Genomic DNA, 11604 nt, shown 5'->3' on the forward strand with positions numbered 1-11604 from the left:
CAAGGTGTTCTACTCTCGATATAAGAAAAAAGTAGCTGTACCTCTTTTGTTTTCCTCGGAAGATCGAATGGGTCGTCTTAGGGACACTACGGAACTTCTATATCGTTGTATCCTCTTTGTTGAACGAGAGGAACTGTTTTTGCTAGGGCCGAAACAGGAGAATCCTCCACCTCAGGCTCGTGTAGAGGTAGGTGGGGGGGAGTTCAATATTCGTCAAAGCAAGAATCAATATGTAAAGCAATTTGATCTACATAGAGTTATTGGTGCAGTTTCTGTTCCATTTTTACTTATCGTTTCGTTAACGGGAGGTCTTTTTGTGTATGATAAAACTATTTTTGGATGGTTTGGTGCAAAGGCTACTGTGATGCCAGCGAAAGAAAAGCTAATTTCTAAACCTCTTTCAGGAGGAAAGATTCTTCTTGATCGATTGTTACATACAGCTGAAAAAGAAGTGCCAGAAGGAACAATTATGCAAGTGAGAATTCCAGAGAAGGTGAAACAAGGAAAGGCAGAAGGGGCTATCGAAATTCGTATGAGCCGCTCGTATGATCCAGGTGTGGATGGACCAGTATAGTGGAAAAGTAATCGCAAAGATGGATCCCAATGTAGATCGTGGACTTACCTATCAAACTTGGCATCTTCCGTTACATACAGGGACATTTGGTGGACTATTTACAAAAGTCTTATATGTAATCGGTGGACTTACTCCATCTATTTTAATGTTTACTGGAATATATATGTGGTGGTACAAGAAAAAGAATAGGAGAAAGCAGAAAAGAAATTTAGTAACTGCAGCATAGTATCTTATTTTCCAAACTTTGCAGTTGCTTGTTTGGAAAGTGTGCTTTGTTTTGTGCCTATATAATCATAATAAGGAGGCTTAGTAAGAAAGAAAGATTATATGAGAACTAAAAGGACGTATGTTCTAAGTGATTCAGTAGCAAACAAAACTTCATTACACATGGTAATGAAGTTTTGTTTTTCTGAATAAATCGAATAATGTTTTTTCACTTAAAGAAAGAAAAAGCATGAAAGGTCTAACTTAGTAAAGTGCAGCATAGTTTTTTAATTTATAACGTTTCTATCATTACCTATTAGCAATTTTAACATGTTAATTTATCTTTTCGGCTGAAAAATATGTTGAAAAAAATATTTGTGATGTAAACTATCTACAATTTTGTTTGCTTGATACGTACGCTGTTGCTCCAATCGGAGGCGTTGCTCCATCATTTTTATTTCATGATCTGATAAACGTAACATTGTAAAAGTCTCCTTTACTATAAATATAGTTTTTTGTGATAACGATTCCATACACTTTATAGTTAAGGAGGGATACAGTGTAACATAGGTAAAAAGCACCTTCCCTCTCCCATTACGCTTACGAGGTTAGCTGTCGGACTCGGGAAGTGAGAGTTCCCCTACTTAAAAAAGATTCGCCCCAAGTAGCATAAGCTACATAAATGGTTCCCCCGTTCCAAAATTTGGATTCAGCAAAAGGTTTTATAAAGTAAAAAATAACATAATAAAACACACAAGTCAAACTATTTATTTTTTTCTGTCTTTTTCTAATTGAGTAAGGACGATTCCGTCGGGTACTACAATGTCGTTTACTTCAACAAAGCCGTGTTTTTTATATAGAGAAAGGGCAGGGATGTTTGCTTTCCCTGTTTGTACAATATATTTACTTGTATCAGGGGATGCGCTAAATAAATGAAGGAGTAACTTTGTTGCAATTCTTCTATGGAAATAGTCGGGTGATACAACTAGGCGATGGATATCAATAATTGCTCCTTCATTTACAAAAGAAATAAAACCTATTAGTTTATTTTCAAGGATGTATCCATAAAATGTCTCATTACAATTTTGAATGTCTTTCACAGTATCATATAAACGTGGGATTGCTACACTGTTAATGTATTTTGCCTCCACCTGATAAGCAGGAATTTGGATTGCTAAAATAGCGGATGCAACTTCAATAGAAGCAGGATTCATTTTAAAAATCATTTGTCGATCTCCTTTCTGAAAGAGGGAGCGTAGGTTGGTTTTTGTCTTGAAATAAGATACAATTCACATCGAATCGTGCTAAAATCCTAATTTAGAATGAAAAAAGATATTTTAATATACTTATAATCTCCATGTTGTTTGACAGAATTTAGTTTTTTTGGATACAATGTATGTACATAATTTCGTGTTATTGTAGTAAATCTCCTTTTGTGAATAGTTATAATTCAATGGGAATTACAAAGCGCTAGTAATTAAATAAGGTGGTTTATAACTTTTGTATTTAATTATAAATTAACATCCTAATAGAAAAAGAGAACGGAAAATGGGATGGATTATCACATTTTTCGTTGGGGCTATTATAGGTATTATAGCAGATAAGGGAAGGGATTTCTTCATGGCATGTTTGGTAATATTATTGTTGGTTTATTAGGTGCAATTGTATCGGCTTTAATTGTATCATTTGTAGTAAAAGCTACATGTAAATAGAAATATATTACTGATTGTCTCATAAAGCCCTTTTTAAGGGCTTTTCATACTTAGAGAGGTGGTATATTTGGAGAAAATAAATTTACGAAAGAGAGATAAACTGAAAAAGTTTTTTAAAGAGCAAAATTATTTAGCGGTGCTACTTGGATTTGCCTTACTATTTGTGAATATATTACTACTAACAAAAATTTCGTTTGTATTTACACCGTTCATTGTCTTTTTAAAAACAATCTTTTTTCCAGTGTTGTTAGCTGGTGTACTATTTTATATTTTACATCCATTTGTTTCGCTTTTAGAAAGAAAAGGTGTTTCTAGAATCATTTCCATTGCTTCTATATACATACTTGTAATCGGGTTGTTTGTTTTTCTTGTTGTAACAGTTATTCCGATTATTAAAGATCAAGTAAATGCATTAATAGATAACTTGCCATATTTCGGTCATGAAGTTGAAAGGGCAGCACGTAGATTTGGAGAAAGTAATATAATTGGAAAGATTCAAGATAGCTTAAATATTGATGTAGGTAGTATTGTAAAAGATTCTACAATAAATTTTACAAATTCACTATCATCAGTGACAGGGAATGTAACTGGGTTCTTAAGTACACTTACAGAAGTAGTTCTTACATTTGTAATGGTTCCTTTTATATTGTTCTATCTCTTAAAAGACGGTGAACAATTACCAAGATACTTTTTGAGATTTATTCCGGAACAAAGACGATCTTCAGCTAAGCTTATATTAGATGATATGCATTACGCCATTAGCTCATATATTAGAGGGCAAATTATTGTTAGCCTATTTATTGGTATTATGTTATTAATTGGTTATTTAATTATTGGGATTAAATACGCCGTGTTACTTGCAGTTTTAGCGATGATTGTAAACGTTGTACCATATGTAGGACCGATTATTGCCATTCTACCTGCTTTAATCATTGCCTTTATTGATTCACCAGCAATGATTCTAAAAGTCATTATTGTGATGATGATTGTACAATTGGCAGAAGGAAAGTTTATTTCACCGCAAGTCATGGGGAAAAAATTAGATATTCACCCAATTACGATTATTTTTATTATTTTAACAGCGGGTAATCTATTTGGAATTATGGGAGTCATCTTAGCGATTCCGGGATATGCGATATTAAAAGTGCTTGTTACACATGGGTATCGATTTATTAAATTAAACACGTAAAGAAAAGAGCTAAAACAGAGAATGTGTCTGTTTTAGCTCTTTTTCATTTTTTAACTAATAATTGATTTGCATATTCGCGTGCCCAACGATCCGCTTCTAATACTGTTTCTAAAGAGGGATTCGTGATGCTGTGATGTGCCTCAAGTGTAGAATAAATTGTTTTTTCAATATCAAAAAATGAAATTTCATTTTTAAAATATAGTACATTTGCAATTTCATTAGCTGCATTTAAGACTGCAGGTGTTGTACCACCAGTTTTTCCAGATTCATAAGCATAATGTAGGCAAGGGGATTTTTTGAAATCTGGTTTTTCGAAATATATTTTACCATGATAATTCCTCCAAAGTTGTAGAATCCTTTTCTGCAAACCTATACTTCTCGTTTTGCAGCTTCTTCTAATGTTTCTCCATATTCAAGAGCACCACCAATAATGCCCCACATATTAAAATCAGTGCGGAGTTGAAGTGATATCTCATTTACAATAATAACGTGTGAACCAATTAGTATAAGCGGGTGATTACCTACGAGCTTCCGCATGTCTTTGATATATCTCATTTTCTTTTCTCCTTTAGAATTAGCAATACTTATGTAATTCTTGTAACATTTTTTCTGCTCGATTTGCTACAGAAGAAAGGTTTGGGTCTATTTTTGTTCTGAAAAATAAGGTTCGTAAAAAAGTTTTTAAATTTGCACATAATTTACAGTATTCATGACAAGAGAGTCTTTTTTTGAGCTGTGGTAAACGTTTTATTTTTTTATAAATAATCGAAAAAAGTTGATCTCTTGAGAAATCATAATAAAGCATAGATAGGAGGGTGGTTACAATTCTTTCATCTTCGTTATTATGATATACGGTAGAGTAAATGAAAATTTTATTTAATATGCAATGAGCAATCTCTTCATAGCAGGAACAGGTAATATGTGGATTGTGTACGAGTTCGTTAAAAACATCAGATGCATGGGCAATGCTATGAGCCCAGCCTTTATCTTGTACATATCCACGGTAATCTATTTCAAGATTCATATATGTAATAAGCTTTTCTTTTACTTTTTGTACTGTTTCTTGTAATAAAAATGAATGAGAATTATCGAACTGTATAATTAAACCTATTAATAAAGTGGTATAAGAACGAGTGAAAACTCCATCCGTATTTGGAGAGGCAATTTCTCGATATAAGTAATTATTACTTAGACAGGTTGTTAATAAAGTCTCCAATTGATCATGGGGTAGGAATTCATTTTGAATAAAGTGTGAAAAACATTTATATATTAATTGATCACGTACATAGCTATCAGTCGTGCCAATGTTTTGAATCATATGGGAACTTAACTCGTTAAGATCGATGTTCTGCATCTGTGTATAGTCATTTTGCTGGATGAGCTCCAATTGTTGTTGCAATGCAATGATATCCAAAGCTCCTCCTCCTCTGTGCTTTAGTAATGAATTGTTTCCTAGTATTCTATATATTCGAGGACAATCCTGCTCATGCAAGGATAAATAATAACCTCTCCCGAAGTAGTCAACAAGGAGGGAGCTTATTATGTTAAAACAAAAGCTTAAACATATGATTGCACTATATCCAGTTGTATTGTTTGATGGTTGGCATATTGAAAATGTATCGGAACGTCAAGAAGGAGAGAAATGGGAAACACTTTGGTTTCAAGTTTTTACACGAACAGGAGTATTTCGAGTAAAAGAGTTTTTTCTAGATATTATGGAGCCAACATTTCCTGATAGTTGTATGTATCAAGCACAAGGTGAATGCTTTCAGTATAATGGTCTTGTATATTGGAGGGGGCTGAATTATAAAGGTAAAGTTAGTTATGCCATATCTAAATGGAAAACGCAGATTGAAATTTCGATCGATGAAGGGTTTGTGCAACAACAAGAAATGGAAAAGTTCTTGGAAGGTTTGCAACCATTAGATTTAGAGAAGGCAAAAAAACAAATCAATAAACCGTTTCATCAATTAAGTTTTCAAGCAAGAGTACCAAATGGTGGTGAAATAAGCAGATGTAGTAAATGGTTTTCACCAAATGAAATACAATATAACGCTTTACCAATTACAGTCTCCAATTCTTGGCGAATCGAATCTATTGGTTTAGGAAATAATGAAATGCAATATGTGTACTGGGATGTAAAAGAACAACTATATGCACTTTGGGCGTGTCGCCATGTGAAGCGTAATTACTATCCGGCATCTTCATGGATTAAAAATTACAGTTCAATGCAAATGATAAATGGACTAGAATTTTATACACATCCTCAGCGTGGCACAGTTGTATATCAAGATTTAGGTGACGAGCAGATTGCCTATGTATTTCGTGGTATTCCAACTACAACATTCTTAAAAGTACAAGAAATCTTTTCTTAATTTCTAAGAAAGACAAGGGAGTGTCATAAATATAGTCACGACAGAACTAGTATATTTGTAATACAATAAAATAGAGTATTGCTTGATTTAACGGATTATATAGAGAAAGTATTGGTGAAATGATGAAACAACATAAAAGCTGGTTACAAGCAAGTGTAGAACGAAATCTAGATAATAAGTTACATATATTATGGGAAGATGAAGTAGAGGAAGTTGCTATTTATTGGAGTACTTCATCAGAAAAGATTGTGGAAAATGGACAATTTTTATTAAGAGTATCAAAAGCATCTTCTTGTACGATAGAAGATCCAAGCCCTAAAGCACGTCCTTATTTTCGATTAGTAGCAAATAATGGACAAGTAGTTACTGTAGCTGAACGTAGGTTATCACTACAAGGAGCATTTAATTTCCGTGATTTAGGTGGTTATGAGACAAGTGATGGCCGCAAAGTAAAGTGGGGCAATTTATATCGTTCAGAGGAATTAGCAGGATTAACAGAATGGGATATTGCTTATTTACAACAGTCTGGTTTAAAACTAGTATGTGATTACCGAACAGATTTTGAAGTAAAGCATAAACCAAACCCAAGTATCACTGGTGTTCGTCAAGTTTGTTTACCAGTCATGCAAGATATAGCAAAAGATCTAAATATTAATGAGTTTTTCCAAGTCGGAGATTTATCGATGCTTGGAAAACCAGGTGAATATTTAGTGAAAATGAACAAAGGCTTTGTAGAGGGTAATGAAGCATTTGTACGCTTTCTACAGCTAGCTCAAGATCCGGGAAATTTACCGCTAGTTAATCATTGTACAGCTGGTAAAGATCGAACAGGGTTCGGTTCTGCTTTATTATTACTTCTTCTTGGTGTCCCGGAAGAAACGGTGATGCAAGATTATTTATTAAGTAACGGATTCCGTGAAAAGTTAAATCAAAAAATGATGGCCTTTTTAGGTGCAAAGTTACAAAATGAGGAAAGTAAAGAGATATTAGGGGCTATGTTTGAAGCTCGTGCAGAGTATTTACAGGCAGCAATTGATGAAATTACCCATAAATTTGGCAGTATTGAAATCTATGCTGAAAAAGGACTTGGCTTTACAAAAGAACAACTAGAAAATATGAAAACATTGTTACTAGAAGAGAGGTAATATGTAAATTGTTTTGATGGGAAATCCTGTATTATGTATATAATATAGTTTTATTAAATGAAGAATGAGTCAGAATAAATGAACAAAGCTGTAGTAAAAGAACTGAATTTCGAAGGGGAAATCCAGGATCAGCTACACAATATGTAGTAGAAGATAGAGAAAAAATATAGGTAGGTTTATAGACGTTCTGATTATGAACAGAAATTGAAATATATATTCAAACTAGAGCAGTAGTGAGTAATGGAGGTACCTATGAAATATAAAGTTATCTTATTCGATGTGGATGATACATTATTTGATTTTAGTATGTCTGAAAAAAAGGCATTAAATAAAACGTTTGTAGATTTCGGATTACCTACGGGGTTGGTAGATTATGAAGACAGCTATAAAGAGATTAACAGAGTATTATGGAGGGATTTAGAGCAGGGGATTCTAACTTTATCTGAATTGGGAGTGGAGAGATTTAGGAGATTATTTCTAGCTCATAAGCTTGAAATAAATGCTGACATATTCAACAGTATATATCTTGGCTATTTAGGGACAGAAATACATATGGTATCAGGAGCTGTAGACTTGTGTAAAACGCTTGCTGATTGTCGGCTAGCTATTATCACGAATGGGTTCACAGATGTGCAGAAATCTAGAATCAAGGGGTCGCCTCTCTGTGATACTTTTGAGCATATTATCATTTCGGAAGAGGTTGGATTTCAAAAACCAGCGCGAGGGATTTTTGATTATGCATTTTCAAAGCTGCAGATTACAGATAAAGAGAGCGTATTAATTATCGGTGACTCGTTAACTTCCGATATTCAAGGAGGAATAAATTACGGGATTGATACGTGCTGGTTCAACCCGTATCGCAAGGAAAATAATATGGGCATTAAACCAACATATGAAATTCGTGATTTAACCGATATTATAAGGATTGTAGGAAAGACGGGGAACTAAGGGTTTTTTAATGAATTCTTTTAGCTACACTGGGCTATTCTCAACAATAGGTGCAAATTTTACAAAAATCCCGCTTTCTACGTCATAGTAGAGAGGGGGATTTACTATACTTCATCAAAAATGAATATTTCCTCAATAGAAGCGTTCAATGCTTTTGCAATATCATAAGCCAATTGTAAAGAAGGGTTATATTTTCTCTTTTCCAAATGACTAATGGTTTCGCGTCGAACACCAATAAGCTTTGCTAAATCATCTTGGGTCATATGTGAATGGGTGTGGTATTCTTTTATTTTTGTTGTGAATGTCATGGCGCATCTTCCATTTCATCAATTGGTTTGTTGTATAAATAAATAGAGAATCCAAACGTAAGAATAAGTAAAACAAATAGGTAAATGAAAAGTGAATAATATATATAATTAAAGTTCAGAAAAATGATAATATTTAAAAGTTATAAACAGTAAAAATATTGTAAAATGGTTGCAAGAGGAAGGGGGAAATGGAACACATGATTAAGTGGATGTTAATTGTTTTATTGATTGTGGCAGTAATTGTTGTTGGAACAATAGTAGTCGGGAAAAATGGAGATGAAAATTATAGTAAATCAACGAAAGGGAATATTACAAGGCTTACAATGATTTACCTTTTGTTAGCAGTTGTTTTAATTGTTGGTCTAGGTATATATATATATTTTAATGGCTAAGGAACTATATATAGATTGAAATACCGATATAAAACTTTCCTTTTAGGTGGGAGAGAGCGTCCGTCTTTGGATAGAAGCGGTCAATGCCTTTTTTAGCCCTATGCCACGTGAAACCAAATGGAGAAAACGAGTGGGGATTCCTTTTTATTTTCGCGGCTGTGATGTACATGTCGGAAAATCAAAATGAATATATATACTTACTATAGGAATAATAGTGAATTCCTTTTTCTGAATGCATAAATAAATTATAAAAAGATTTTGTGAAAGATTATTCAATCTGAAAAAATGTAAAAATCTAAAAATACAAGTATGCTATAATAGAGATATAGTTTATTGGTAAATGAGGAAAGGATTGGATAAAATGATTGAAATTGTGAATGTGTCAAAAAGTTATAATGGTTCTTCCTATGCTGTGAAAGATTTAAGTTTAACAGTACCTAGTGGAGAAATTTTTGGATTTTTAGGGCCGAATGGTGCTGGGAAATCAACAACAATTAAGATGGTAACAGGTATTCATGCAATAGATAAAGGAACAATTTCGATCAACGGAAAAGATGTGATGAAAGAGCCTATGGAGGCAAAGAAAACATTTGGTTATGTTCCGGATAGTCCAGATATGTTTCTGCGATTAAAAGGGATAGAATATTTGAATTTCATGGCTGATATGTATGAGGTGCCGAATGCAATTAGACAGGAAAAAATTCAATTTTTAGCAGAGAGATTTGATCTTTACAATGCATTGTCTGACCAAATTCAAAGTTATTCACACGGAATGAGACAGAAAATTATTATTATCGGTGTTCTTCTGCATGATCCAGATGTATGGATTTTAGATGAGCCAATGACAGGGCTTGATCCAAAATCAGCATTTATTTTAAAACAGATGATGAGGGAGCATGCAGATAAAGGAAAAACGGTATTCTTCTCTACACACGTACTAGAAGTAGCCGAGAAGTTATGTGATCGTGTAGCGATTATTAATAAGGGGAATTTGCAGTTCCAAGGAAATTTAAATGAAATGCGAGATCATTTTAAATCCAATGAATCACTTGAAAAAATGTTCTTGGAGATGACAGGAAATGAATAAAATTTGGACATTAACAAAAGTATTATTGAAATTAAATTATGCAGATATCATAACGGATAAAAAGAAACGGTGGGCGTATGCATTTTCATTTTTAGCATTACTATTTGCGGGCTTTATATTTATTGGTCCACTTACATATGGAATGTATGTTGGAATGAAATCAATTGGTCAGGAAACATCGATAATCGGAATGGGATTAGCTGTTGCGAGCATATGGGTATTTGTAATTAGTATTACGAACATTTTAACTGTATTTTATTATAATAATGATGTTGAAACCCTATTACCTTTACCACTACAACCATCACAAATTATTACGGCGAAATTCATTACGGTATTAATTACACAATATGTAATGGGATCTTTTATTTTATTTCCACTCTTTATTGTTTACGGTTTGCAAAGTGGTGCATTTATTACATACTATTTATATGCACTATTAATTTATATATTTTTCCCTGTTATTCCATTAGTACTCGCATCACTCTTAATGACAGTTATTATGCGTTATACAAATATAGCCAAGAATAAAGATCGCAGTAATGTATTTATCGGAATATTAACTCTATTATTCGTCGTAGGTATTAATGTATTTATTCAGTGGAGAAACAAAAGTGCAGTATCAGGGGATATGGTTGCAAATTACTTTGCTGATAACCAATCGTCTCTGTTCGTTCAAATGACAAATTATTTTCCAACAACATACTTTGGTGCAATGGGATTAATAGAAAATGCCTCTTGGAAAGGAATTATATACGTTGTGATTTTTGCAGCGATTTCCTTAGCGTTTTTTGGGTTGTTCTTCTATGTTGCACAGCGTACATATTTAAAAGGAGTTATCGGACTTTCGACGAGTACTGCAAAAAAAGAGGCTATCTCAGCAGAGAACTTAAAAAAATCGACTGTACAAAGTTCACATATAAAGGCTTATGTAAAAAAAGAGTTCAAAATTTTATTCCGAACACCACAATTTTTTATAAATTGTATTGTGCAAACTTTCGTGATGCCAATTATGCTATTCTTTATTCTTTTCGTACAAGAGGGAAACTTAAAGTGGTTAACAAAATTTATAAAAGAGCCAGAATGGTCTGGTCTAGCTCTTGGCATAGGTTTTTGTGCAGGACTATTCTTAATGGGAAGTAATGTCATTGCTACAACGTCTTTTTCTAGGGATGGAAGCTCGTGGTTTGTTAATCGTTATTTACCAGTAAAGGCAGCAGATATATTTTTTGCAAAAGTCTTTACAGCATGGCTTATAAATATAACAATTTTAGCTGTGTTTGGTCTTATCATGACAATTGTTGCCGGTGTTTCACCACTCTTTATGTTGTTATGGTTTCTACTAAGTGCAAATGGCCTTTGGTTAACGAATTTAATCGGTACACGTTGGGACGCTCAAACGGCGGATATACATTGGGATTCAGAGCAGAAGTTGTTTAAAAGCAGGTATACAACTCTGTGGAATTTCCTTGCAAATATTGCGATGGATCTAGTAATCGTAGGCGTGGTTGTTGGATTATACTACTTCTTTGGAATCGGTATGTGGGGCATGTTTAGCATTCTATTAATCGTATTTACTATTATAAATGTAATAGTAACACGCAGTTTACAATTAGGAGCAGAGCGCATTCTAGCAAATATTAAATAAAAAATGATAAATCCTCTGTATT

General features: G+C 33.4%; 13 protein-coding genes, 2 pseudogenes and 1 riboswitch. Of the genes and pseudogenes, 9 read left to right on the top strand and 6 right to left on the bottom strand.

Annotated features, from left to right (window positions below; all coding sequences use genetic code 11):
• The first annotated feature begins 139 nt into the window (after window positions 1-139).
• Window positions 140-574 carry a PepSY-associated TM helix domain-containing protein gene (locus BPMYX0001_RS34040; RefSeq protein ID WP_006095288.1) on the top strand — a complete coding sequence of 145 codons (435 nt, stop codon included), beginning with the start codon at window positions 140-142 and terminating at the stop codon, window positions 572-574.
• Window positions 546-800, top strand: coding sequence for a PepSY domain-containing protein (locus BPMYX0001_RS34045; protein ID WP_231382332.1), 255 nt, complete (start codon window positions 546-548; stop codon window positions 798-800). The genes BPMYX0001_RS34040 and BPMYX0001_RS34045 overlap by 29 nt, the downstream gene beginning before the upstream one ends.
• A gap of 316 nt (window positions 801-1116) precedes the next feature.
• Here the strand turns inward: BPMYX0001_RS34045 and BPMYX0001_RS33105 are convergent, their stop codons facing one another.
• Together BPMYX0001_RS33105 and BPMYX0001_RS13080 are read right to left on the bottom strand one after the other, a co-directional pair.
• Window positions 1117-1260 carry a hypothetical protein gene (locus BPMYX0001_RS33105; protein WP_003198661.1) on the bottom strand — a complete coding sequence of 48 codons (144 nt, stop codon included), beginning with the start codon at window positions 1258-1260 and terminating at the stop codon, window positions 1117-1119.
• A gap of 99 nt (window positions 1261-1359) precedes the next feature.
• Window positions 1360-1503, bottom strand: a riboswitch (cyclic di-AMP (ydaO/yuaA leader).
• 42 nt (window positions 1504-1545) lie between these two features.
• Window positions 1546-2004: a GNAT family N-acetyltransferase gene (locus BPMYX0001_RS13080; protein WP_006095290.1), complete on the bottom strand. Its 459-nt coding sequence runs from the start codon at window positions 2002-2004 to the stop codon at window positions 1546-1548.
• A 553-nt stretch (window positions 2005-2557) separates the two neighbouring features.
• Here BPMYX0001_RS13080 and BPMYX0001_RS13085 point away from each other — a divergent pair.
• Window positions 2558-3679 carry an AI-2E family transporter gene (locus tag BPMYX0001_RS13085; RefSeq protein WP_018766287.1) on the top strand — a complete coding sequence of 374 codons (1122 nt, stop codon included), beginning with the start codon at window positions 2558-2560 and terminating at the stop codon, window positions 3677-3679.
• A 43-nt stretch (window positions 3680-3722) separates the two neighbouring features.
• Here BPMYX0001_RS13085 and BPMYX0001_RS32055 read toward each other — a convergent pair.
• The 3 genes and pseudogenes from BPMYX0001_RS32055 to BPMYX0001_RS13100 all read right to left on the bottom strand — a co-directional run.
• Window positions 3723-4007 (bottom strand): annotated as a pseudogene (locus BPMYX0001_RS32055) (1-deoxy-D-xylulose 5-phosphate reductoisomerase); the annotation flags it as partial.
• A 44-nt stretch (window positions 4008-4051) separates the two neighbouring features.
• Window positions 4052-4234, bottom strand: a pseudogene (locus tag BPMYX0001_RS32060) (NUDIX domain-containing protein); the annotation flags it as partial.
• Window positions 4235-4253: 19 nt separating this feature from the next.
• Window positions 4254-5093, bottom strand: coding sequence for a DUF2785 domain-containing protein (locus BPMYX0001_RS13100; protein ID WP_018766290.1), 840 nt, complete (start codon window positions 5091-5093; stop codon window positions 4254-4256).
• A gap of 127 nt (window positions 5094-5220) precedes the next feature.
• Between BPMYX0001_RS13100 and BPMYX0001_RS13105 the strand changes: the two genes are divergently transcribed.
• The 3 genes from BPMYX0001_RS13105 (at window position 5221) to BPMYX0001_RS13115 (ending at window position 8147) form a co-directional block, all read left to right on the top strand.
• On the top strand, window positions 5221-6054 hold the full coding sequence (locus tag BPMYX0001_RS13105) for a hypothetical protein (protein ID WP_006095295.1): 834 nt from the start codon (window positions 5221-5223) through the stop codon (window positions 6052-6054).
• A gap of 122 nt (window positions 6055-6176) precedes the next feature.
• The gene (locus BPMYX0001_RS13110) at window positions 6177-7199 is read left to right on the top strand and encodes a tyrosine-protein phosphatase (RefSeq protein WP_018766291.1); all 1023 of its coding nucleotides are present in this window, start codon (window positions 6177-6179) and stop codon (window positions 7197-7199) included.
• Between the two features lie 252 nt (window positions 7200-7451).
• Entirely contained in the window at window positions 7452-8147 is a 696-nt protein-coding gene (locus BPMYX0001_RS13115; protein ID WP_018766292.1) for a YjjG family noncanonical pyrimidine nucleotidase, read from the top strand.
• Between the two features lie 104 nt (window positions 8148-8251).
• On the opposite strand, the gene BPMYX0001_RS13120 is transcribed toward BPMYX0001_RS13115, so the two are convergent.
• Entirely contained in the window at window positions 8252-8455 is a 204-nt protein-coding gene (locus BPMYX0001_RS13120; RefSeq protein ID WP_033798968.1) for a helix-turn-helix transcriptional regulator, read from the bottom strand.
• A 197-nt stretch (window positions 8456-8652) separates the two neighbouring features.
• On the opposite strand from BPMYX0001_RS13120, the gene BPMYX0001_RS13125 reads away from it, so the two are divergent.
• The 3 genes from BPMYX0001_RS13125 to BPMYX0001_RS13135 all read left to right on the top strand — a co-directional run bounded on the left by BPMYX0001_RS13125 (window position 8653) and on the right by BPMYX0001_RS13135 (window position 11582).
• Window positions 8653-8847 (top strand): hypothetical protein, encoded by a 195-nt coding sequence (locus BPMYX0001_RS13125; RefSeq protein WP_026008613.1) that lies wholly within the window; start codon window positions 8653-8655, stop codon window positions 8845-8847.
• A 361-nt stretch (window positions 8848-9208) separates the two neighbouring features.
• Window positions 9209-9934, top strand: coding sequence for an ABC transporter ATP-binding protein (locus BPMYX0001_RS13130; protein WP_017151715.1), 726 nt, complete (start codon window positions 9209-9211; stop codon window positions 9932-9934).
• On the top strand, window positions 9927-11582 hold the full coding sequence (locus BPMYX0001_RS13135) for a putative ABC transporter permease subunit (protein WP_033798969.1): 1656 nt from the start codon (window positions 9927-9929) through the stop codon (window positions 11580-11582). The genes BPMYX0001_RS13130 and BPMYX0001_RS13135 overlap by 8 nt, the downstream gene beginning before the upstream one ends.
• Window positions 11583-11604 lie beyond the last annotated feature (22 nt).

The organism is Bacillus pseudomycoides DSM 12442, assembly GCF_000161455.1.
GTDB classification, from domain to species: Bacteria; Bacillota; Bacilli; order Bacillales; family Bacillaceae_G; genus Bacillus_A; species Bacillus_A pseudomycoides.

Coding starts and splice junctions, on each gene's coding strand:
- BPMYX0001_RS13080 (WP_006095290.1), bottom strand. CDS start 2,004: ATGATTTTTAAAATGAATCCTGCTTCTATTGAAGTTGCATCCGCTATT.
- BPMYX0001_RS13105 (WP_006095295.1), top strand. CDS start 5,221: ATGTTAAAACAAAAGCTTAAACATATGATTGCACTATATCCAGTTGTA.
- BPMYX0001_RS13130 (WP_017151715.1), top strand. CDS start 9,209: ATGATTGAAATTGTGAATGTGTCAAAAAGTTATAATGGTTCTTCCTAT.
- BPMYX0001_RS34045 (WP_231382332.1), top strand. CDS start 546: ATGATCCAGGTGTGGATGGACCAGTATAGTGGAAAAGTAATCGCAAAG.
- BPMYX0001_RS13110 (WP_018766291.1), top strand. CDS start 6,177: ATGAAACAACATAAAAGCTGGTTACAAGCAAGTGTAGAACGAAATCTA.
- BPMYX0001_RS13125 (WP_026008613.1), top strand. CDS start 8,653: ATGATTAAGTGGATGTTAATTGTTTTATTGATTGTGGCAGTAATTGTT.
- BPMYX0001_RS13115 (WP_018766292.1), top strand. CDS start 7,452: ATGAAATATAAAGTTATCTTATTCGATGTGGATGATACATTATTTGAT.
- BPMYX0001_RS13135 (WP_033798969.1), top strand. CDS start 9,927: ATGAATAAAATTTGGACATTAACAAAAGTATTATTGAAATTAAATTAT.
- BPMYX0001_RS13120 (WP_033798968.1), bottom strand. CDS start 8,455: ATGACATTCACAACAAAAATAAAAGAATACCACACCCATTCACATATG.
- BPMYX0001_RS33105 (WP_003198661.1), bottom strand. CDS start 1,260: ATGTTACGTTTATCAGATCATGAAATAAAAATGATGGAGCAACGCCTC.